The organism is Bacteroides pyogenes (assembly GCF_014196225.1).
GTDB classification, from domain to species: domain Bacteria; phylum Bacteroidota; class Bacteroidia; order Bacteroidales; family Bacteroidaceae; genus Bacteroides; species Bacteroides pyogenes_A.
Map to the genome: position 1 here is coordinate 219597 of NZ_JACIDI010000002.1, position 24497 is coordinate 244093.

A 24497-nucleotide genomic window follows, 5' to 3' on the forward strand; every position below is an offset into this window, starting at 1 on the left:
CAAGGAAGGGGCTGCAACCTCTATTCAAAGTCGATAAGAAAGTCGACAAGAGTGCTTCCTTCGGGAATGGAGAGTTTTTTCCGCAAGCGATAGCGCGCCGCCTCGACACCGCGGACAGTGAGATTGGTGAACTGCGCGATATCCTTCGTGGAGAGGTTGAGCCTCAGCAGCGCACAGAATTTCAGGTCGCCGGGAGTAAGCGTGGGATACTGTTTCCGCAGGTTGCGGAAGAAGTTCTTGTGTATCAGGTCGAAGTTCTTGCGGTATATATCCCAGAACTCCTCGTCGTTCACGCTTCCGCTGATCTGGCTCAGAATCGCTTCCACATCACGGCGGCTCACGCTTCCCTTCCGCTCCTGTTGCAACATGGCTTCCCTCAGGCTTTCCACCGCTTTGTTGGATGCTACGGCATCGAGCGCAAGACTTGCCAGTTCTTTTCCCTTTGCGGAGAGTTCGGACTCGAGTAACTGCTGCCGCTGCCGGGCGATAATGTGTTCCTGTTCCAGCATCTTGAAGTCTTGCTTTATTTTCTCCTCTTCATACTCTTTATTGCGCTTGCGCATCATTCTCGACGTATGCCAACGAGAGTAAAGAAACACAAGGACGAGGGCGAGAAACAGATACGCCGCCCAGGCATATACCGACAGATAGAAGGGTCTGGGCTTGCAGAAGTAGTATTCCGCAAAGCCCAATTCCCTGCCGTCGATGCTTTTCACCGAAGCCGTGAAACGGTAATCGCCATACTCCAGACTGCCGTAAGTGACGACCGGCTGGGCTGATATCGACTCAAGAGCAGGGGATCCGCCCGCGAGGCAATAGTGGAAAGTCAGCGACTCACCGTTAAAGTCGGGATAAGACAATCTGAAAGTGACATCGCCACGCACCTTCTCATTCGCTTCCTTGCCGCTTGTCACGGGCAGGAGGTGCAAAGAATGGTCGCGCGACAAGGAGGTGACTGCGCTTATCTGCAAAGCGCGCCCCTCTCCCGCCTCAACTTCCGCATGCCGCATATCGAGACGCCCGACGCCGTTGTTCAGGCAGAAGTAAACGATGTCGTCATCCACATAAACGTGGCTGTTGTTCTCGTTGCATTCGAGTCCGAAGAACGAGGCGGGCACAAAACGCACCAGAACGAACCTGCCCTTATCGTACCTGATAAGGCTGTATCCCCGATGATCGGCAAGCCAATACGTATTGTCATCTACGGAAGCCGCAGAGTTAATCCCGCCATGGAGTATAGCGTTCAACTGCGTGAAAGGAACGATGGCTTGCTTGATGTCGTCGTACGTATAGGTCTTTTCACTGTCGGAGAACACCACTCTTCCGCGTATCTTCACCACGTGCATCAGGCTGCGCCCCTTTGCGTTGTCCGAGAGCGACTTGATGTAGTCGCACCCCGCTACTTTGTGCAAGTCTTTCGAAAGAGTTATCTTATAGATACCGAGACTCATGTGGGCAGCCCATATCGTTCCGCTATGGTCGACCTCGAACTGCCGGACAGGACTACGGAAACCGTCGACCGCATGAGAGAAAGTCCACTTCCCTCCCGTCTTCCTGTAGATGCGAAGATCGTAGTACGAAGACTCCAGCAGCACCTCCTGCTCGTTGATCACGCATTTCCTCAGGCATGTGCTGCCGGTTTCCACTCCCGGAATGCCGTAAGCCACCGCTCCCTCTATCGCTTTGGTTCCGAAGTTGTTTCCCAGCAGCACCTGCGAATCGAAAGCCGTGACATGCCAGTTGTGCCCTTCCGCTCCTTGTATGGGAACAATGGTTTCCGTCGTAAAAGGATATAGCCAAGCCGATTGGTTGGTAGCGATATAGAGGTTGCCGTTAAAGGCATTGACTCCGTATACCATTCCCAGCGATTGCGAATTACGGCCGGGAATGAGCGCTGAGAAAGGCGATCCGGTATGAATGAGAGCAATGCCCGTATCGAGCGCGGCCCATACGTTGTTGTCGCGATCGCAGAACAAACGCAGTACGGAGTTGTTGCACAAACGGTTGCTTACGTTGCAGTGCCACCTCTGCCTGCCTTTGCTGTCGATGGCATAAATGCCGTTGCGGATTGTTCCTATCACGATGGTAGAGTCCGACGGAATCATCACAGCCCTGTTTACCTGCCGGTTCTTCAGTTCGCCGTCGATACCCGTAAGGCGCGGAGTCAACTTCCTGCCGTCGTAATCGAACAGTCCATGCCACTCGGTGCAGAGTATCATCCTTCCGCCCGATGTGGGGATAAGCGCTACAACAGCGTCTCCACCCAACTCTTCACGCGTGATGAGAGGTTTATATTCATCATTCTCGAGAAGACAGAAGTCTCCGTTCACCAACTGCACATAGATATTGCCGTGAGCCTGATGGAAGTATAGCGGCAGCCGGTCGGGATCATAGTGTGCGGTTACCTTTTGCCCGTCGTATCTGAACCATGAGCTGAATGACTGGAAATAGATGGAACCTCCGGCTTTGAGTATATTCCATATTTCATCATTATGTGTCTCTCCGTTCTCCGGGCGGCTCCATAGCGAAGTATACTCGAGCGATCCGAAAGAGTTCCGGGTAAAGTAGCCGAAGTCTTCGTAAGCTCCCACGTATATGCGGTCGCCATCCACCAGCACCGAACGCACCGTCTGGCTGCCGGGCATCGGGTATTTAGTCCACATGTAGCCGTCGAAGCAAAGCAATCCGGTGTTATTGCCTACATACATCTCTCCGTTCGGACCCTGCGCCAGAGCCCAGTTCTGCAATCCCGATCGGTAATCCTTAGCCGTATAATTGGTGACAACAGGCATAAATGCAGTTGCCCGGCATACGGAGGGGCAAATGCAAACCGCCGCTATAACGGCCAGTGAGAATATCAAGCTACGCCATCGCATCAAAGCCATACGCTTATAAAGTTATTCACCGCAGAGACATGAAAGAATCACGTGGGCAAGTTATCAAGAAATTCCCGAAACTGCAAGACAAGCCCCCTAAAAACCTCAGAACACGACAAACGTAGTAAAAACGTAGTGCTCTATAACATAAAAGTAGTAGCATGGTACGGAAAACCTTGCAAATATTTCAAAAGAAACATTTCTTTGTGTTATTCATTAGCGGTGCGCCAGTTTGCGGCAGCGCGTTACTTGTTACTTTACGATGCCTTAGTTTAGATACGTCAGTTTGCTATGAGCCGGCCATTGCCATGCAATTCGTTCACATAAAGCAGAATAATCTTAATCGCAATAGGTTAGACTTCGTTGCAACAGATTGAATCTAAGTATAGCAGATTAATCTCATCGCAAAAGATTAAACTTCGTTGCAACTGATTAGACCTAATCGCAGCAGATGAAATCTAAGTATAGAAAGGTTAATCTCATCGCAAAAGATTAGACTTTGTTGCAGTAGATTTAGACCTAATTGCAGCAGACTAAATCTAAGCATAGCAGGTTAAACCTCATTGCGAACCCATTAAACCTTTTAAACCTTAATTGCAAACCGATTGTATCAATTAACCTTATTATCAACCAAATCTATTTGAGAAACAATGAAAAAGAGAATTTTCTTTCTATTCCTATTCGCCGTCATCTGTCTGGGAGCGGTATTCGCACAGACCGGAACGGTAAAGGGCACAGTCACCGATCAAACAGGCGAGCCGGTGATAGGCGCCACAGTGCAGGTGAGTGAAACAAAGGCCGGAACAGTGACCGATCTTGACGGGAACTTCACTCTTGACAATGTTCCGGAGAATGCAACCCTGATCATATCTTACATGGGTATGCAGACCCGGCAGATAAAGCTGGACGGAAGAAAAACGGTGAACGTGGAGCTGAGGGACGACACACAGAAGCTGGAAGAGGTGGTCGTGATCGGCTATGGAGCAGCCAAAGCGAAAGACCTCACCTCGCCCATCACTGTGCTGAAAGGAGAACAGCTCACATCCGTTCCCTCCGCTTCGCCTATGGCAGCCATGCAGGGCAAGGTAGCGGGCGTGAATGTTGTGAACAGCGGAACTCCCGGAGACGGACCGAAAGTGACCATCCGCGGCAAGGGGTCGTTTGCCAACAGCTCCCCGCTCTATGTGGTGGACGGTATGTTCTACGACAACATCAACTTCCTGAACAATAGCGACATTCAGGACGTATCGGTGCTCAAGGATGCTTCGGCGGCTGCCATCTACGGTGTGCGCGCTGCCAACGGCGTTGTTATCATTACTACGAGAAAAGGACAACGCAACCAAAGCGCGAAGATCAGCTACAACGGATACATCGGTATTCAGCGAGCCACCAACGTGCTGGAGATGTGTAACTCGAAAGAATATGCCACCATGCTTCTGGAGGCGAACTACGATGCTTACGTGTCGACCATGAAAGCATCTGTCGACAGGTTCGGAGGCAGCTACTCCGACCCCGACTTCCACAACTGGACATTCGCTTCCGATACGGACTGGTATAAAGAGCTTCTGCGCAAAGCCGCCATCACCAACCATAGCTTAGACATCAGCGGGGGAGCGGAAAAAGCAGTCTACTCATTAGGAATGAGCTATCTCTATCAGGACGGAGTAATGGATGTGAAGAACAACTACAAGCGGCTCAACTTTCGCGCGGCGTTCGAATATGATGCCGCAAGATGGCTGAAAGTGGGATTCAACGGCGTGTTCAGCAACTCAGACCGCATATTGCCCAAGAATGCCGCCTGGCAGCAAGCCTTCAATGCGCCGGGAATCTATCCGGTCTACGATACGAAGAACGAAAAGACGTTTCCGGATAAATACGCCTCACCCGATGCCGTAGGCTTTACCGCCAACTTCTACAATCCGGTTGCCACAGCCCGATACTTCGACTCGAAAAGCGAGAATTATCAGGTGCTTACCAACTTCTACGCGCAATTCCAGCTCGTTCCGCAGAAGCTGAACCTTAAGACAAGCTACAACTACGACTACTCGTCGATCCGCATGCGCGAGTATATTGCTCCTTACTACGTGAGCAGTTGGCAGCAACAGGCTGTTTCGAAGCTGACGAAGAAGAACATCAATTACTACAACTACATCTGGGACAATACGCTGAGCTATAACGACCAGTGGGACAAGCACAGGCTTTCCGCCATGCTCGGATACTCCATGCGCCAGCAACAGTTCAGGGAGTTGTGGGGAACGGCCGACAATGTGCCGGGAGACAAAGAGGAGTGGCTCTACCTGAGTCAGGGGAACGCCGAGGGTGTGCGACTGGGAGATGGCGGTCTGTGTTACCGTGGGCAGTCGTACTTTACCCGCCTGAGTTACGACTATGCCGGCAAATACCTGCTGACACTGACCATGCGCGCCGACGGTTCTTCGAAATATCAGGAGAAATGGGGGTATTTCCCATCGGTGGGCGCCGCATGGGTGACCAGCGAAGAAGAGTTCATGAAAGGCCTGAAGGGCTTCGACTACCTGAAACTGCGCGCAAGCTGGGGGCGTTTGGGTAACGACCACGTCAGTGCAAGCGACGGCTTCGCATCTATCGCTACGGGCAATTCGGCATCGGGCGTATTCGGCAACGTCACTTTCCCGGGATATCAGAACACGACTTATTTCAGTTGGCTGAAATGGGAACTGGTAGACGAAACGAATATCGGGGTGAACTTCATTACCTTGAACAATCGCCTGAATATAGATCTGGATTACTTCTACCGCATGACCAAGAGAGCTGTAATCTCTCCCCGCCTGCCTTTCAGCAACCAGACACTGGCGGGCAACTACGGAAAGATACTCAACCGCGGGGTCGACCTGTCTGCAAATTTCACCGACCGCATAGGGAAGGACTTCAAGTATAACATCGGTATCAACCTCTCTTTCCTGAAGAACCGGGTGAAAGATCTCGGAGGGATAGACTACATCAGAGGCGGAAAGACCATTAATATGGTGGGAAAAGAGATGAACTCGTTCTACGGCTATAAAGTAGTGGGAATCTACCAGACGGAGGCCGAGTGCGCAGCCGACCCGATTGCCGTAGCCAACAAACTGGTGCCGGGCGATTTCAAATATGAGGATGTAAACGGCGACAAAGTGATAGACGGCAACGACCGGCAGGTACTGGGCGCTTACCTTCCCAACTTCATCTACGGAATCAACGCCGGGTTCAACTGGAAGAACTTCGACTTCGAGCTGACAACCTACGGGCAAGCCGGCGCCGAGATGTATAACCGCAAACGTGCCTTGCGCTACGCTCAGTCGAATTACAACTTCGACAAAGAGCAGTACAGAAACCGATGGACAACGGCAGGCTCCACCAACAGCCACCCGTCGGCGGCGGCTCTCATCAAGGGATGGAACGTGTCCGACCAAAGGGTTAACTCTTACTTCGTAGAGAGCGCGGACTTCTTCCGGATACAGAACATTACGCTCGGATACAGCATACGAAACATCAGAATGGGCAGCTATATCCTACCGGGCATTCGGCTGAGCCTGACTGCCGACCGTCCGTTCACGACGTTCAAATCGAACTCGTTCACTCCCGAATTGAGCGACGCCGAAGGATGGGATACGGAAGTGTATCCGCTTACCTCTACCTATACGTTCGGTGTACGAATAGACTTTTAAGATGAGAGATGGACTTTCGAGATGACAAAGACAAAGATAAGAACCAATAACTAATACATTATAACGATGAAAAGCCTGAAGAATATACTGATATATGCGCTGCCGGCACTTATGCTGTGCGGCACGTCGTGCGACTTCCTCGATAAAGAACCCGAAAACAAGGTTCCGGAGAAGAACGTAGACTTTACAAAGACCGAGAACATGTACCAGCCTGTTTCGGGCGTATATGCCAAACTGAGAACCGGAGGCATGCACTGGGTGATATGGCCGCTGTCGGTGGTTCGCGACGACGATATCTGGTCGGGACGCATAGACGACCAAGCGACGCTGGTGGCTATGGGCGAATATAACTACGATAACACATTCTGGGGACTGAACGAAATGTGGAACCAGTATTACGGAATCATCAAGGTGGCCAACGCCGCCCTCGTCTCGCTCGATTCGTATGCCGAGCACATTACCCAAGAGGAAGACAAGGCACGCTACCGCTCTTATTGCGGAGAAGTAAGGTTTCTGCGCGCTTACGCCTACTTCCGGCTTGTTCAGGCATTCGGGGCGGTCACTATTCTTCGCGACAATGCGCAGACCGACATGACCCGCTCTACGATAAATGCAGTATACCGCTACGCGCTCGAAGACCTGAAGTACACCGAAGAACATACCCCCAAGCTCCGCCCCAACGAAATGGCTCATTTCGGCGCTGTGACAGCCTTCTCGGCGCAACATCTGGCTGCAAAGATTCATCTGAATATGGGGCGGTACGAGGAGGTGGAAAAGCTTACCGACAACATCATCAACAGCAAGAAGTTCGAACTCTATCCCGACTTCTACCAGTTGTTCAAGATTCCGGGCAAAGTATGCGACGAGTCTCTGCTCGAGTGCCAGTGTACCGATTTCGGCAAAGGTTCGGGCGATATTATAGGACCGGGTGAATGGTTTAGCTTTCAAGGTCCGGCAAATAACGGAAATATCTCCGGATGGGGATTCATCGGCATCTATAAAGAGTTTCGCCACTGGGCACGCCAACGCGGTGAGAAGGTACGCGCCACGACCTCATTTCTGGAAGCAGGCACGACGACTCCGAGCGGTGACGTCATCCGCCCCTTGCAGAACCCTACCCAAACCGATTGTTGGAACGGGAAGGCATATACTCCGCTCAACCAACTGACCGAAGGGCGTACCAAATATGGCTCGAACAACAATGTGCGTATCCTCCGCTATGCAGACGTGCTGCTGATGAATGCCGAAGCGAAAGTCCGTCTGGGCAAGAATGGCGATGCGCCCCTGAACCTTGTACGTGCACGCGCCGAGATGCCCGCAATAAATGGGGCTACCATAGAGCAAATTCTGGACGAGCGGCGTATGGAACTGGTTTGCGAATGGGGAGAGCGTTACAATGACCTGATACGTACGGGCAAAGCCTCATCCGTGCTCGGAGCCAAGGGGTGGACGGCGGACAAAACCTACTACCCTATTCCCTATGAGCAGCTTTCAAACGTACCGAGCCTGAAAAACGAACCCAAAGACGAATAGCCTTTCGAAAGCGATTTATCGCAAGGTTCCGCTTCTTCCGCCCAAAGTGGCATGACACAGCATGAAAACCATCGCTTCGCTTCCCAGTCTATATCTGTCTTTTTACTTGCAAAGAGACATGCAAAGGAAGGAAACACCTGTGAAAGGTTTCATTCATAACACGAGCATCGAGAGATGGAGGCAGGATGTCGTAGCGAATAAAGAATCATCTTTCAGGATTGAAACAGAATCATACTTCGAGTTCGAAATTGTTATTTTCATCTTGCATCTTTTTAGAGGCGCAAGAATTGAAACAGAATCATACTTCGAGTTAGAAGCAGAATCATACTTCGGGTTAGAACCTGCTGTTGTTGCTTTAAATGTCACTGCTTCGGTATGTTGAAACAGAATCATACTTCGGGATTGAAACAAATACTTTCTTTCTCTGCCCGGGAGCATCATCCATAAATCGATATCTGGCGATGGATTGGTAACGGGCAGTGTGATGATACCGTCATCGGCAAGGCGATGATATCGTCATCGGGAAGGCGATGATACCGTCATCGGCAGAGCGATCATACCGTCATCGGCAGAGCGATCATACCGTCATCGGCAAGGCGATGATATCGTCATCGGCAGAGCGATGATTACGTCATCGGTCAGGCGATCATACTGTCATCGGCAGAGCGATCATACCGTCATCGGCAGAGCGATCATACCGTCATCGGGAAATAAAGAGGAAAGGAAGCCTTTTGTTCCGGCTTAAAGTTTAATCGATTATGAATCGGAGACCGACAGGAGTTACAACAATTATTCACTCCCTTTTAATCAAGAAATGTGCGGAAGGAGTGCGGAAAGGGCGAACATGAAAAACCATAAAGAATAATATATGTAAGATTATGAAGCGAATAAAAGCAAGTGTGCTGGTAATGATAGCGGTAATGGCCTGCTCATGCACGCAACAAAAAACAAAAACAGTCATCGACTCCGCTCCTGAGCGTCCCGAAGCGTTCGCAAATGATGAGGAGTTGCTCGACTACATTCAGAAGACACACTTCAACTATATGTGGGAGGGGGCTGAGGAGACTTCGGGCCTGGCACGCGAACGGATACATCTCGACAATATCTATCCGCAAAACGATAAGGACGTGATTACCACTGGCGGCAGCGGATTCGGCATAGCAGGATTGCTGGTCGCTATCGAGCGCGGATTCATCGGACGCAAAGAGGGTGTGCAAAGGCTGCATAAGATAGCCGACTATCTTGCAAGGGCAGACCGCTTCTACGGTGTATGGCCTCACTGGCTGCACGGACCTACGGGAAAGACAAAACCCTTCGGACAGAAAGACGATGGCGGCGACCTCGTAGAGAGCAGCATCCTGATGCAGGGTCTACTGTGTGTGCGGCAATACTTCGGAGAGGGAAATGAAACGGAGAGAGCTTTGGCTGCGAAAATAGACAAGCTATGGCGTGAGATGGAGTTCGACCGATACAGGAAAGACGGCAAAGAGGTTCTTTATTGGCATTGGTCCCCCAATTACGGATGGGAGATGGATTTCCCTCTGGAGGGCTACAACGAGTGTCTTATCGCCTATGTTCTGGGAGCCTCTTCGCCCACGCATTCCATACCTGCCGAATGCTACCACAAAGGATGGGCGCGCAGCGGAGGTATCCAAAGTGATGCCCGCCCCTACGACTGCCCGCTCCGGCTCAGGCACAACGGAGCCGAAGCCGAAGGAGGGCCTCTCTTCTGGGCGCACTATTCCTATTTCGGGCTCGACCCGCGCAACCTTACCGATCGCTATGCCGACTATTGGGAGGTGGTTCGCAACCATGCGATGAGCAATTACCTGCATTGCGTATACAATCCCAAAGGATACAAGGGATACGGAGCCGACTGCTGGGGACTGACTGCCAGCTATTCGGTAAAAGGATATTCCGCCCACATGCCGGGCAACGATCTGGGAGTCATCGCTCCGACCGCCGCCCTGTCGTCATTCCCCTACACACCCGAGCAGTCGATGGCGGCCCTGAAAGGGTTCTATAAGCAGGGCGCATGGATATGGGGGAAATACGGATTCTACGACGCCTTTTCTCCCACAGACCGATGGACGCTTCCGCGCTATCTCGCCATCGACCAGTGCATCATTGCGCCGATGATCGAGAACTACCGCACGGGACTTTTATGGAAGCTGTTCATGAGCTGCCCCGAGATACAAGAGGGATTGAAGAAACTGGGATTCGGCATAAACGGCAAGAACAAGAGCGAAGATAAAAGAGCGGAGGCGATTCGGTGAGCAACGGGGATTGAAAGAAACTCTTTATCGACACCCGAAACAGATGAATCAATCCCTCTCCCTCAACGTCCCGGTCATAGGTACTCTCCTGACCGATACTCGGAACAGATGATTCAAGCCTCATTCAGTGAACAACAGCGATTCAATGAAACGGATATAACATAAAAGAATAACGGATATTAAAAGCACAATGGCATGAAACTGAATATGATAATACGAAAAGACCGGCAACGTGCAACAAACAATACAAGCATTTTCTCCGGCATGAAACCCAATATGATAATAATACGAAAAGTGGGAGGAATCATCGGAGGAATCGTCGCCGCCAAAGGTAGGAAACCTAATATGATCATACGAAAAGGGCTGCTCACAGCCTTGCTTGCAGTCTCTGTCACGACGATACAGGCTGCACGGCAAAATGATGATGACCGCATGAACAGGTTCGTCGACAGCCTGATGAAGAGAATGACGCTACAGGAAAAGATCGGGCAACTCAACCTGCCCGTATCGGGCGATATTGTTACGGGAGAAGCAAGAAGCAGCGACATCGCCGGAAAAATAAGGAAAGGAGAAGTAGGAGGGCTCTTCAATGTGAAGGGAGTGGAGAAGATACGCGAGCTGCAAGGAATTGCCGTCGGGCAAAGCCGCCTGAAGATACCTCTGCTCTTCGGCATGGACGTCATTCACGGCTACGAAACGGTCTTCCCCATCCCCTTGGCTCTATCATGCAGTTGGAACATGGATGCTGTCAGGGCGTCGGCACGTATCGCCGCAATGGAAGCAACCGCGAATGGCATTTGCTGGACATTCAGCCCGATGGTCGACATCTGCCGCGATCCTCGTTGGGGGCGCATGGCCGAAGGAGTGGGTGAAGATCCGTACCTTGGCTCCGCTATCGCCGAAGCGATGGTACAGGGTTATCAGGGGAGCGATCTCAAAGCGGCGAACACTCTCATGGCTTGTGTCAAGCACTTTGCCCTCTACGGAGCTTCCGAAGCCGGACGTGACTACAATACGGTGGATATGAGCCGGGTGAGTATGTTCAACTATTACTTCCCGCCTTACAAGGCGGCAGTAGATGCCGGTGCAGGCAGTGTGATGACCTCGTTCAACGTAGTCGACGGTATTCCCGCCACGGGCAACAAATGGCTGATGACCGACGTTCTTCGCAATCGCTGGGGCTTCGACGGGTTCGTGGTGACCGACTACACCGCCATCTTCGAGATGATTGCTCACGGCATGGGCGACTTGCAGCAAGCGTCGGCCCTCTCGCTCAATGCAGGAACGGACATGGACATGGTCTCCGACGGATTCTCGGGCACGCTGGAGAAGTCGCTCAGGGAAAGGAAAGTAACGATGGAAGCCATCGACAAGGCTTGCCGGAGGATTCTGAAAGCCAAATACAAGTTAGGGCTGTTCGACGACCCTTACAGATACTGCGACCCGGAACGCATCGCGAAAGAAGTGTTCACCGCAGAAAACCGTGAGGTGGCACGCAAAGTGGCGACCCAGACTTTCGTCCTGCTGAAGAACGAAGGCGGACTGTTGCCTCTGCCACGCAAAGGGAAAATCGCACTTATAGGACCTCTCGTGCATACAAGGGAGAACATGCCCGGCACATGGAGCGTGGCCGCTTCGTTCCAGAAATACAACTCTCTCTATGAAAGCATGAAAGAGGCGGTGGCAGGCAAAGCCGAGCTCTATTATGCGAAAGGCTGCAACCTGATGTACGATGCACGGCGGGAAGCAGATGCCACGATGTTCGGGCGGGAGATGCGCGATCCGCGAACCGATAAAGAAATGCTTGACGAAGCGTTGGAGGCAGCCCGTAAATCGGACATTATCATAGCCGCCGTAGGCGAGTCGTCGGAGATGAGCGGCGAATCGAGCTCTCGCACCAACCTTGAAATGCCCGATGCCCAGCGCGATCTTCTCACAGAGTTGAAGAAGACCGGCAAGCCGGTCATCCTGCTCCACTTCTCGGGACGCAGCACGGTGATGACGTGGGAGCAGGAGAACTTCCCCGCCATACTGAACGTATGGTTCGGCGGCAGCGAAGCAGCCGACGCCATCTGTGACGTCATATTCGGCAAGGTATCACCGAGCGGAAAGCTGACGACGACATTCCCGAAACACGTAGGGCAAATCCCTCTCTACTACAATCACCTGAACACGGGACGTCCGCTTCCCGAAGGAGAATGGTTTACCAAGTTCCGCAGCAACTACCTCGACATCGACAACGAGCCTTTGTATCCGTTCGGTTACGGGCTGTCATACACCACCTTCCGCTACAACGGCCTTCACCTGAGCAGCGATTCGATGAGCACCACAGGCAGCATCAAGGCTTCGGTTACCGTCACCAATACGGGAGACTTCGACGCGGACGAAGTAGTACAACTGTACATCCGCGATTTGGCAGGCAGCATATCCCGCCCGGTGAAAGAGCTGAAAGGCTTCGAACGCATCAGCCTGAAGAAGGGAGAAAGCCGCACCGTCTCTTTCGACATTACGGCAGACAAGCTGAAATTCTACAACAGCGAACTGCAATGGGTATGCGAACCGGGCGAGTTCGAAATAATGATAGGCGGAGACAGTCGTAATGTACAGACGGCGAAAATGCGTCTGCAATGAAACCGCCTGTCACAGACCGTCACGAATGCCCGAACATCTACCGGACAAACGCCTAATTCCATGCAAGAGAAACGTAAGAATATGATACACAAAGGAAGTTTTGCAAACATTTCATGACAAATAGCCATTGAAAAGAGACAAACAAACCGCCATCTTTGTAACGTGAATAATAACGTAAAATAGAACTGAAATGAAAGAAAAACTATCGACTTTATTCGTTCGCTTGCTAAACGTTTCCGCTTCGCTGCAAAAGCTTGGTATCCAACTTATCCGTGTAGCGATCCTTGTCATTTTCGTGTGGATTGGCGGACTTAAATTCTGGAATTACGAAGCCGAAGGTATCGTTCCTTTCGTAGCAAACAGTCCGTTCATGAGCTTCTTTTATACCAAAGATGCTCCCGAATACAAAGAATACAAACTAAAAGAAGGCGAATTTAACGAGACTAAATATCAGTGGCATGCAAAAAACAACACATACGGATTCTCCCGCGGTTTGGGGATTCTGATTATGGCCATAGGGGTAATGACATTCTTAGGCATGTTCTCACCCAAGATTGGATTTGTGGGAGCAGGATTAGCCGTCATTATGACGATCGGGACACTATCTTTCCTCGTCACCACTCCTGAGGTTTGGGTTCCCGATTTAGGCAGCGGAGAACATGGCTTCCCATTGCTCACCGGAGCAGGACGCCTCGTCATAAAAGACACTGCAATATTGGCGGGAGCCATTGTTGCGCTTGCCGACAATGCCAAAGGTATCTTAAGACAGATAGGGAAGTAAGCAAAGAGAGTTGTAAAGGAGAGCCTGCAGGAGTGATGTTTCCATCTGCAAACGGAAAGAGACACTTCATGCAGGCAAACTCTTTTGTTGACTGAAACGCTCTTTGCATGTGCTTGAACGTGCAATTCCTCAGGCAAAATGCGAAAAGCGTTTGAAATGCCCCTAAAGTTCAACGCAAAACTTGTGGAAAGCACTTCATTTAAATACATCACTTCATCACCTCGTCTGTAAAAATAAAGCTGTTGCCATGAGGTAAGAGTACGAATAAACACATCCGGCGAATCCCCGTCAACGCAGCTTCAACTCCCTAATCAGGTTGCCCGCCTTGCCGTATTTCTCTATCATAAACAGCACGTAGCGTATATCCACCCCGATGCAGCGTTGCAGCATGGGCTCGAAAACGATGTCGCTGCTCATAGCTTCCCAATTGCCGTCGAACGCCAAACCGATAAGTTCTCCCCGATCGTTGAACATGGCGCTGCCGGAGTTTCCTCCCGTAATGTCGTTGTTCGATATAAAACAGACGTTCATATCCCCCTTTCCGTTGCCGTACTTGCCGAAGTCTCCCGCTGAAAGCAAAGCCAACAACTCCGGCTGAACGGCAAAGTCGAGATTACCGGCATGCTCCTTCACCTTCTCGAAAATTCCCTTCACGGTAGTATGATAGTTGTAAGAAGCGCCATCGAACGGAGAGTAGCCGCAAACCGTACCGAAGCTGAGCCGCATGGTGAAGTTCGCATCGGGATAGAAGTCGCGATCGGCATACATCCGTCTCATAGCTGCATTGAGCAACCGCTCCGACTGCTCTATCTGCTCCGAAGCTTCCGCTATGCTTCGGCTCATATCGTAGTATTTCACGATCAGGTCTAACCCCAACGCAATGGCGGGGTCATCGAAGATCTGAAAAGTGGAGTCCTGCTCCAGAAATCGTTTCAATCCCGATGGAGAAGTGATCTGCGAAGCGGCGTATAGCGAATCGACATAAGCCTGCGCATTACCGCCGTACACGGTATCTATGCAGGCATACAGGGGCGGAAGATACTTCTCGTCCACTTTGCTGCGATACTCGCCGATCATGGCAGCAAACACCTCCTTGTCTATAGCCAGATCCAGATTATCGTATTTGGCAAGCAACTTCTTCAGACGCGCCAGCACCAACTTCTCTTCCGCACCGAAATCAAAGTTCATAATTTCAAGCGCAAGCTGCACCAACTCCGGCCCATTCATAAACGATTCGCCGAAATAAGCTAAAGCGCGACCTGTCTCACGGCGATTGCCGTAATTCAGTTCCAGAGTAGAGAACAGTCGCATCAGCTTCTCCCTTTCGCCCGGATTTGCCTGAATCCATTCGCGCAGAGTGGATTCTGCCCGCCTTTTCTTTTCAAGCACTTTCAATTGCCTGATAGCCTTGTTGGTTCCGATGCTGTTCTTCCAATAGTTGGAACTCTCATCGTATTTGGAAGCATACCTGATGCGTATGTCGGGGCGAAGATCCATTTCCCGCTTCCAGATTGCCTGCTTCACTCCGCGCACGTCAATCATGGCTTGGTTAGCCCCGTTCATCATCTCTTCAATGCCGTATGACGAGAGGTAACGCTCGGTGCTGCCGGGATAGCCGAGAGTCATGCAGAAAGAACCCTCCCTGTATCCGTCCAGAGAGATGGGCGCTACATATTCAGGACGATAAGGAACATTGTCGGGCGAGTAATCGGCGGGAGCATTATGTTTGTCGGCATAGATGCGGAATACGCTGAAATCGCCCGTATGGCGCGGCCACATCCAGTTGTCGGTATCCCAGCCGAATTTCCCTACCGAAGAAGGAGGAGCGAATACCAGACGAACGTCGGTGAAGTCGCGGTAAACAGAGAGCCAGAACTCGTTTCCGGCATAATAAGCATCGACTACGCCCGTAAGAGTAGAGTCTTTTTCGGACACTTCCCGACCGATGACATTCAGCATCGAGTCCACCGCCGCTGTTCGCTCGGCCTCTGTACGCGAAAGCCGGGCAGCACCCAGTACGCGTGCGGTAACATCCTCCGTACGAACCAGAAAACGGACGTACAACTCCGGATTCGGCAGTTCTTCGGCGAGCGTACGCGCCGTAAAACCGTTCTTCAGATAGTCGTGCTCCACCGAAGAGTGTTGTTGTATGCTGCTGAAGCCGCAATGGTGATTGGTAAACACAAGCCCGTCTGCGGACACTACCACTCCGGAGCAAAAGCCTCCGAAGCTGACCACTGCGTCCGTCAGCGACGGCTTGCCGGGATTATAGAGTTTCTTCACCGGCATGCGCAAGCCGAATTCTTTCATCGTCCTTGCAGTGCGCTTGTTGTTCTTTAAACTTCCCAACATCCACATGCCTTCGTCCGCATAGGCGTGCAACATGCAGAAAAAGAGAAAGGACACCAAAATCAGTCTGAGCTTCATCGTATTCTATTTTTAAATATATCCAGATTTACTTTATTGCGGGTCATTTACACACGGCCATTTGTTTGTCATTCAAGTTTCTTTTTCATCCGGACTTGGTTCGAGATTAAAGGCGATACATTCCGAATGCTCTTATTATTCAAATTTACCGGATTCCGACAAGGCTGGAAGTCCACAGGGCTTTCTATTCGTGATTATTATTAGATTCCGACCTGAAGAAATGGTCTCAACCTTCTACAAGAAAGCATAACCGATGGTTTTCTTACTTGCTTTTTGTTTCAAGACACGTTATATACCAAGTATTCTTCAAAAAGCGGATTGCATCTTTTTCTTATTCGGCAATCAGCCTCAACTTCTTGGCTCCCAACCGTGCTTTCAGCCAAGCGCCGATCTTTTCTTTTTCGGCCACCGAAGGCAGCTTGTTGAATTTCAGCACAGCCAGAGTCAACGTGTCGGCCTTCATCGAACCAACCTGTGTCTCCACCGAGTGCGAGATAGCAAGGGAAGCGATGGACGGATACAAAACTTTCAGTTCGGGAACCAAATCACGCCCGATCGTTTCATACGATTTATATTGTTCGAGGCTGGTTTCGAGTCCTTCTATCTTCCTCTGTTGCTCCAACAAACGCAACTCGCTGTTCTTATAAAAATCTTCCATCACCAGTGCCCGTATGGATGATACATCCACTTCGCCACTGTTCATGCCTTGCAAAACGATGAGTTTGGTATCCTTCAGCTTGTAACTTTCGAGTTTGCCGCGAGCAATAGTGATGGAGGCTTCGGGCACTTCGGGACCTAACAGCACTACGCGTATCTCTTTCTTCTCGTAGCTTATTTTCCTGTCGAGCACCTGCGTGTTCTCAAAACTAAGCTGTTCGTTGACGAAGCGGTTGGCAGAGGCTTCATAGAAAGTGCTTTTTACAATATCGTATGTGAGGTACACCGCCGGACACATCGTCAGGACTACTATCCAGATGATATACTTCCTCACGGTTTTCTCCCGCGCTTTGTCTACAAACTCTTTGCGGTGGAAGTTCATCACTCGTACTCCAAGGAAAGTGGCCAGACTGATGAAAACGGAGTTTATGAAGTAAAGATAGAAAGCCCCGAAGAAGTAAATCAGATTGCCCGAAGCCAAGCCATATCCTGCCGTACAAAGCGGAGGCATCAGTGCCGTGGCGATGGCTACACCGGGAATCACGTTGCCTTTCTCCTTGGTAGAAAGGGCTACTACTCCCGCCATACCACCAAACAAGGCGATAAACACATCATAGATGGTAGGCGACGTACGTGCCAGCAGCTCCGAACGGGCTTCCACCAACGGAGTGATGAGGAAGAAGATGGTGGCGGTGGCTACACTGAAAGCCGTTGTTATCAGGAAACTCTTCAGCGAACGCTTCATCAGCTCGAAGTCGTTCAGACCTACCGAAAGCCCTACTCCCATAATAGGCCCCATCAACGGAGAGATAAGCATGGCGCCGATAATGACTGCCGTAGAGTTGACATTCAATCCCAGAGAAGCCATGAAAATGGCAAAGATAAGAATCCACAGGTTGGCGCCTTTAAATTCCACACCTTTCCGGATGGAATCCACCGTTGCCAACTCATTGTCTCTGTCTTTTCTCAAATCCAAGTATTCCTTCAGGAACGACTTGATCGCAAATATCTTCTTGTTTTTACCCTCTGCTTCCATTTTTATTTTCTTTTTACAAATCGATTGATAAACGGTATTTCACTGACAGGCATATCCCGCTTGAGGATATAGGCCGCAAACAGCAACAAAAGCAATGTGCGGAAAACCATCCGCAAGAAGAAACTGTCTATGGGCATCCACATGCCCGCTGCGTATAAAAGCGCAGTCAGGACGACGTAACGACCTATCCCGCGCAAGTCGTACGATATGGGATACTTCTTCTGCCCCACCGCATACGAAAGAATCATGGCAACGGCGTATCCCGTGAAGCCCGCCCATGCGCAGGCCATGTATCCGTACAGGGGAATCAGGAAGATATTCATCAGAATCACTACCGCGCAGGCAGTGAGCGAGAAGTATGCGCCCCACTTCGTTTCGTCGGTAAGTTTGTACCAGAAAGAAAGGTTGAAGTAGACTCCCATGAAGATTTCGGCAATCATAACGATGGGAATCACACGAAGCCCTTCCCAATAGTCGCGCCCGATGAGGTAGCGAAGAATGTCCAGATAGAACATCACCGCCAGAAAAGCGAGCAGGGTGAAGATAATGAAGAACTTCATCGCCTGCGCATACATCCGCTTATTGTCTTTCTCCCGGCTTTTGCCGAACACGAAAGGCTCGTACGCAAAACGGAAAGCCTGCGTAAACATGGCCATAATCATGGCTATCTTGCTGGTGGCTCCATAGATGCCGAGCTGGACGGATGCTTCGGTTTCATCGGGATAGACGAAAGGAAAGATAATCTTGTCCGCCACCTGATTGAGGATACCTGCAATGCCCAATATGAGTATCGGGAACGAATAACGCAACATCCGCTTCATCAACGGACGATCTATGCAATAACGGAAGTCGCGGAATTCGGGAATCAGCCCCAGCATGACGATGAAGGAGCAGATGAGGTTGATAAGGAACGCAGCTCCTACATCCGTACCTTTCAGTATCACAAAATAGATGATATTGAGCGTGATACTGAGAAAGATAAACAACAACTTCAGTCCGGCAAACTTAAGCGGACGCTGCTTGTATCGGAGATAAGCGAACGGAACCGCCTGTATGGCGTCCATGGAAATCACAATCAGCATCATCCCCAGATACCACGGGTGGTCGGCGTAACGCAGCAATCCGGCTATCGGGCGGAGGAAAACCATGCAAAGCAACAGGAAGCCGATGGAGACCGCACTCACCATAAGCAGCGACACGGAATATACGCGGTTCGGATCGTCTTCTCCTTTGTTGGCATAACGGAAGAAGGTCGTTTCCATGCCGAAGGTAAGCATCACGAGCAGCAGAGCCACAATGGCGTACATATTGGTGATGATTCCGTATCCTCCGCCGGAAGCGGGCAATGAAAGAGCATAAATGGGAACCAGAAGGTAGTTCAGAAACTTTCCGATAATACTGCTGGCTCCGTATATGGCCGTATCTTTGGCTAACGATTTTAAATTCCCCATATTGTACTTTACACGTTATATGCAGCCTCGAGCTGCCGGTCATCAGGCGATGCTTGCGGTGAGACTTGCAAAAGCAAGGCTACCGAAGGCATTGCCCTTTCTTTACTAAAAACTTGCTGCCTCTTTCAGGCGGGAAGAAGCGGTACTTTTCCCGGTTCCGGGATTCCCGTATGCAGCATTGTCGTAAGTTGCCTGAAGAGAGAGCGTTGTTTGCTCAAATCCGGTATCCTCAGACGCACTGTTGTCACGAATGTCTGAAAAGCAAGTGTTGCTTCTCTCCGGTTCCGGCTTGTAGACAAAATCAATCGGCAAAAAGCGTTTGCTGACTGCTGTACAGGCTGCGCCCCAAATGTTTATAAGCAAGTTCCGTCACCTCCCTGCCGCGCGGTGTACGCTTCATAAAACCCTCTTTGATGAGGAAAGGCTCATAGACCTCCTCGATGGTTCCGGCGTCTTCGCCCAGCGCGGTAGCGATGGTAGTCAGTCCCACAGGACCTCCTTTAAACTTGTCGATAATGGTGCACAGAATCTTGTTGTCTATCTCGTCGAGCCCGTAGCGGTCAATGTTCAGCGCTTCGAGCGAGAACCGGGCAATGTCCGTATCGATGGAGCCTGTCCCTTTCACTTGCGCAAAGTCCCGCACACGGCGAAGCAGGGCATTGGCTATACGCGGAGTGCCGCGGCTGCGCGACGCTATTTCCGACGCTGCAGGAATGGAGCAAGGCACATCGAGGATGGAAGCGGAACGGCGGATGATCGTACTCAGCACATCGTCGTCGTAATACTCCAAGTGCAGATTGATGCCGAAACGCGCGCGAAGCGGAGCCGTAAGCAGCCCGCTGCGTGTGGTTGCACCCACAAGCGTGAAAGGACTCAGGTCGATCTGGATGCTGCGCGCCGAAGGACCTTTGTCTATCATGATGTCGATGCGGTAATCTTCCATGGCGGAATACAGATACTCCTCCACCACGGGCGACAGCCGGTGAATCTCGTCGATGAAGAGCACATCGTTCGGTTCGAGACTGGTGAGCACTCCTGCCAAATCGCCCGGTTTGTCGAGCACAGGCCCCGAAGTGATTTTAAAACCCACACCCAGTTCGTTGGCAATGATGTTCGAAAGCGTCGTTTTACCCAATCCGGGAGGTCCGTGAAGCAGCACGTGGTCGAGCGCTTCTCCGCGCAAACGGGCCGCCTTCACAAAGATGCGAAGGTTGTCCACCACCTTGTCCTGTCCGCTGAAGTCTTCAAAACTCAACGGGCGAAGAGCGTTCTCAAAGTCGCGTTCTTTCGGACTGAGCTGATGGTTGCGTATATCGAAATCTTCTTCCATGTCTTTTCTATCCAAGTATCTAACCGGACAAAGATAAGGAATTTCGCACGAAACGGATAATATGTATCGCAATTTATTGCAGAAGGCGGGGCGGAACATCGCAAAAGATGGGGCGGAAAATTGCAAAAGATGGGAGAGAGTATTGCAGAAGGCGGGAGCGAGCATTGCAGAAGCAGTCATCGTACAGGGTATATACCCCCCTCGTGGTGAACATATATATCCACCGTGGTGAGTATATATACTCATCCCCCATGACTATATATGGCTACCACGCTGAGTATATATGGCTACCACCCATGACTATATATGCTCACCACCCATGACCATATATGTATCCGACACACGCCCATATATACGTGCCTCGAAAGCAAAACATACCCTCCGGAGAGGTTTCAATCACCGCCTCTTATACCATATTTCAAAACTTATCGCTACATTTGTCGCAGTATATTTATCGACACACCGCTTATGGTATTAAATTACATCTGGATCGGCTTCTTCGTCATAGCCTTCATCATCGCCTGTTGCCGGGTAGTGTTCATGGGAGATACGGAGATATTCACCGCCATCATGAACTCCACGTTCGACTCGTCGAAGACGGCGTTCGAAATCTCGCTCGGACTGACGGGAGTGCTGGCTCTATGGATGGGAGTGATGAAGATCGGCGAGCGGAGCGGACTTATCGAATCGCTGTCACGCTTCCTGAGCCCGGTGCTTTGCAGGCTTTTCCCCGACATCCCGAAAGGACATCCCGTGCTGGGTTCCATCTTCATGAACATGTCCGCCAATATGCTGGGGCTCGACAATGCCGCCACACCGATGGGGCTGAAAGCGATGAAGGAGCTTCAGGAGCTGAATCCGCAGAAAGATACGGCTTCGAATCCGATGATCATGTTTTTGGTGATCAACACTTCGGGACTGATACTCATTCCCGTCAGCATCATGGTGTACCGGGCGCAGATGGGCGCAGCGCAACCGACAGACGTCTTTATCCCGATTCTGATAAGCACGTTCATTTCCACGCTGGTGGGGGTCGTTGCAGTGAGCATCGCCCAGAGAATCAACCTCGTCAATAAACCGATACTGATCCTGATGGGAGCGGTCAGCCTGTTTTTTGCCGCACTCATCTGGGTGTTCCTGCATATCTCACGCCAAGCAATGGGTACTTACTCCACGCTGATAGCCAACGTGATTCTGTTCGGTGTCATCGTACTCTTCATCTTGACGGGAGTACGCAAAAAGATCAACGTATACGACGCTTTTGTAGACGGAGCGAAAGACGGATTCACCACCGCCGTACGCATCATTCCCTATCTGGTGGCTTTTCTGGTTGCCATCGCCGTCTTCCGCACATCGGGAGCAATGGATTATATGGTCGGCGGCATCGCATCTGTTGCCGGATGGTTCGGACTCGATACGCAGTTTGCGGGCGCTCTGCCCACGGGGTTGATGAAATCGCTCAGCGGCAGCGGAGCCAACGGGCTGATGATAGACACCATGAAGGAACTGGGAGCCGACTCTTTCGTGGGGCGCATGAGTTGTGTGGTACGAGGGGCTTCGGACACCACGTTCTACATCCTTGCCGTTTATTTCGGCAGCGTGGGCATCACACGCACACGAAACGCAGTGACCTGCGGACTCATTGCCGACGTTTCGGGAGTAATCGCCGCCATCCTCATCAGTTATTTATTTTTCTATTAAACCATTATATCCTGCCTGCCGATAGTATCTGCGGCAAGAATACCCTGTCATCAGTTATTTATTTTTCCATTAACCATTTTATACGCTTCATCATGGCTGTAACTTATCAAACAGAGGGCACGAAGATGCCCGATATCAGAAAACGAGAAACCACCGAATGGATCCGGCAAGTGGCCGCTTCGTACGGGAAACGGTTGGGAGAAATTGCCTACATCTTCTGCTCGGACGAGAAGATTCTGGAGGTGAACCGCCGGTATCTCGAACACGACTACTATACGGACATCATTACATTCGACTATTGCGAGGGCGACCGTCTTTCGGGCGATTTGTTCATCAGCCTGGACACCATACGCACCAATGCCGAACTGTTCGGCACATCGTACGAAGACGAGCTGCACCGTGTCATCATCCACGGCATCCTGCACCTTTGCGGCATCAACGACAAGGGACCGGGCGAACGGGAGCTGATGGAAGCCGCCGAGAACAAAGCGCTCGCCATACGAGGTAAAGGAGACAGCAATCCGGAGCATTTGCCATGAACGAAAAAGAGGGGCTGTCGAAACGAACGTAAGACAAGCCCCTGCTATTATAAAGCGAAACAGTGAAAACGACATAAAAGAGTGCCAGAATCTTTATCGACAAACCTTTACTATTATAAAACGGAACTACATATATGTCGCGCCCATCCTGCACATCAGAATAGCCAAACCCTTACTTTTTATAAAGTGGAATCGCTGCAATGAAGCCCCCGTTTTAGCTCCACGTGTCAAACAAACCCTTACTTTTATAAAGCGGAATCGCTGCCCACCGCCTTCCCGCTATTTTCCGAAATACTCTATCGCCATAGGATTGCCTACGGTCGTAATTATCGGCTCAGGATTGATGACACCGGTTGCCGGATTCAAATAATAAATGCCTTTGGCAGTTACGGAAGCATTCGATATGACCATTCCGTCTTTATATTTCGAAACGAGTATTCCGTAACCGTTAGATAGTTCCAGCCCGTCGATTTTTTTGAGTGTGCGGTTATAGATGTCAAACTCCACAGCTCTGTTAGAGATGGCAGAGTGTCCGGTTTCTCCGGGCTTGTAATATCCGGGCATATCTATATACCCGTATGCCTTACCGTTGCCCACATAACAGATCGAGGCGATAAAGCCTCCCGATTTCTCTTCACCGGCAATAGACGCTCCGGTGATGGTCCAGAAATAGGTTGGGTCGAAATCCGTCTCACCCTTCTTGATACGCAGCATACCCGCCTTATGTCCTGCCACCATACCGAAGTTTCCCAGGCAGGAGATGTAGATGTCTCCTTTCTCATCCTTGAAAATAGATTTCGGATCGATGGGGCGCGTGGCTTGCGAAAATCCTCTGCTCTTCTCGGAAATCATCTTGACCAGCTTGTCCGTCTTTGTGTCGATGACTGCCACATCGGCTTGTTTATAGTCGACCGGACTTGTCCAGCCCGCTACCATCTGGCTCAACCCGGCAAAGACGTAGCCATCGCGCTCAATCATAATGCCTATATCCGGATTCTTGTCTTGTATGCCCAGCGAGGTCAAGTCTATTTCACCCGTCTTTTGCATCGTTTCAGGGTTGAATATATAGATCATGCCCAGACCTGCCAGCGAAAGATAAGCCTTTTGGGAGGATATTCTCACAATGCTGTTTGCGCTGTTGTTTGCAGGCAGCGACATGACTCCCCGCTTTTGCAAGACGCCATTCACCCTGCTATACTTCACCAGCTCGTTTTTCGTGTCTCCCATATAGCTCGGAAACACAAAGACATCGGAGCCGATCACCAACGGATAAGAACCTCCGTAGGGTATGTCCAATGCCCGGTTGTTGTTCGTGGCAAGCGTACCGCCGCTCTGAGGCTCTTCGATGAGTTGCATGTAAACCATTCCCGTCATGCCGTCTGCGTTGGGCAAAGCGGTTGTCAAAAGAATATTGCCTGCTCCTCCTGTCGGTACAGGATTGTCGGAATCGTCTTTCTCACACGAGGTGAAACATTGCGCAGCCAGCGCCATTGCTGCCAAAAATAAGATTTTCTGTTTCATTGCTTTAAGTTTTAATGATGGTTTAATTTATAATTGAATTCTTCAACTATGTGCT

At 50.7% G+C, this 24497-nt stretch carries 13 protein-coding genes; 7 read left to right on the forward strand and 6 right to left on the reverse strand.

The genetic code is table 11. From position 1 onward, the window contains the following. Positions 1-20 precede the first annotated feature (20 nt). The gene (locus GGR07_RS01965) at positions 21-2885 is read right to left on the reverse strand and encodes a helix-turn-helix and ligand-binding sensor domain-containing protein (protein WP_256680539.1); all 2865 of its coding nucleotides are present in this window, start codon (positions 2883-2885) and stop codon (positions 21-23) included. Positions 2886-3526: 641 nt separating this feature from the next. Here GGR07_RS01965 and GGR07_RS01970 point away from each other — a divergent pair. From GGR07_RS01970 to GGR07_RS01990, 5 genes are all read left to right on the forward strand, one after another. Next, positions 3527-6559 (forward strand): SusC/RagA family TonB-linked outer membrane protein, encoded by a 3033-nt coding sequence (locus GGR07_RS01970; protein ID WP_021646690.1) that lies wholly within the window; start codon positions 3527-3529, stop codon positions 6557-6559. A 66-nt stretch (positions 6560-6625) separates the two neighbouring features. Then, positions 6626-8092 (forward strand): RagB/SusD family nutrient uptake outer membrane protein, encoded by a 1467-nt coding sequence (locus GGR07_RS01975; RefSeq protein ID WP_021646689.1) that lies wholly within the window; start codon positions 6626-6628, stop codon positions 8090-8092. A 920-nt stretch (positions 8093-9012) separates the two neighbouring features. After that, a complete protein-coding gene (locus tag GGR07_RS01980) occupies positions 9013-10368 on the forward strand; it encodes a glucoamylase family protein (protein ID WP_395954814.1) in 1356 nt (451 codons plus the stop codon). A 345-nt stretch (positions 10369-10713) separates the two neighbouring features. Further along, complete coding sequence (gene bglX, locus GGR07_RS01985) at positions 10714-12999, forward strand: beta-glucosidase BglX (RefSeq protein ID WP_122056670.1); 2286 nt, start codon at positions 10714-10716, stop codon at positions 12997-12999. 190 nt (positions 13000-13189) lie between these two features. Next, entirely contained in the window at positions 13190-13780 is a 591-nt protein-coding gene (locus GGR07_RS01990; RefSeq protein ID WP_034542220.1) for a DUF417 family protein, read from the forward strand. Between the two features lie 288 nt (positions 13781-14068). Here GGR07_RS01990 and GGR07_RS01995 read toward each other — a convergent pair whose 3' ends face one another. From GGR07_RS01995 to ruvB, 4 genes are all read right to left on the reverse strand, one after another. Then, positions 14069-16207: a S46 family peptidase gene (locus tag GGR07_RS01995; protein WP_122056414.1), complete on the reverse strand. Its 2139-nt coding sequence runs from the start codon at positions 16205-16207 to the stop codon at positions 14069-14071. Between the two features lie 331 nt (positions 16208-16538). Then, a complete protein-coding gene (locus GGR07_RS02000; protein ID WP_021646682.1) occupies positions 16539-17900 on the reverse strand; it encodes a TIGR00341 family protein in 1362 nt (453 codons plus the stop codon). Positions 17901-17902: 2 nt separating this feature from the next. Then, positions 17903-19351 carry a lipopolysaccharide biosynthesis protein gene (locus tag GGR07_RS02005; RefSeq protein WP_021646681.1) on the reverse strand — a complete coding sequence of 483 codons (1449 nt, stop codon included), beginning with the start codon at positions 19349-19351 and terminating at the stop codon, positions 17903-17905. 301 nt (positions 19352-19652) lie between these two features. Further along, on the reverse strand, positions 19653-20681 hold the full coding sequence (ruvB, locus tag GGR07_RS02010) for a Holliday junction branch migration DNA helicase RuvB (protein ID WP_021646678.1): 1029 nt from the start codon (positions 20679-20681) through the stop codon (positions 19653-19655). Between the two features lie 468 nt (positions 20682-21149). Here ruvB and GGR07_RS02015 point away from each other — a divergent pair, with 468 nt between their 5' ends. Beyond that, positions 21150-22382: a nucleoside recognition domain-containing protein gene (locus tag GGR07_RS02015; protein WP_122056415.1), complete on the forward strand. Its 1233-nt coding sequence runs from the start codon at positions 21150-21152 to the stop codon at positions 22380-22382. Between the two features lie 92 nt (positions 22383-22474). Further along, positions 22475-22921: an rRNA maturation RNase YbeY gene (gene ybeY, locus GGR07_RS02020; RefSeq protein ID WP_034542219.1), complete on the forward strand. Its 447-nt coding sequence runs from the start codon at positions 22475-22477 to the stop codon at positions 22919-22921. A 279-nt stretch (positions 22922-23200) separates the two neighbouring features. Here the strand turns inward: ybeY and GGR07_RS02025 are convergent, their stop codons facing one another. Continuing rightward, positions 23201-24442, reverse strand: a complete 1242-nt coding sequence (locus GGR07_RS02025; protein WP_034542218.1) for a DUF5074 domain-containing protein — start codon at positions 24440-24442, stop codon at positions 23201-23203. Between the last annotated feature and the right edge of the window lie 55 nt (positions 24443-24497).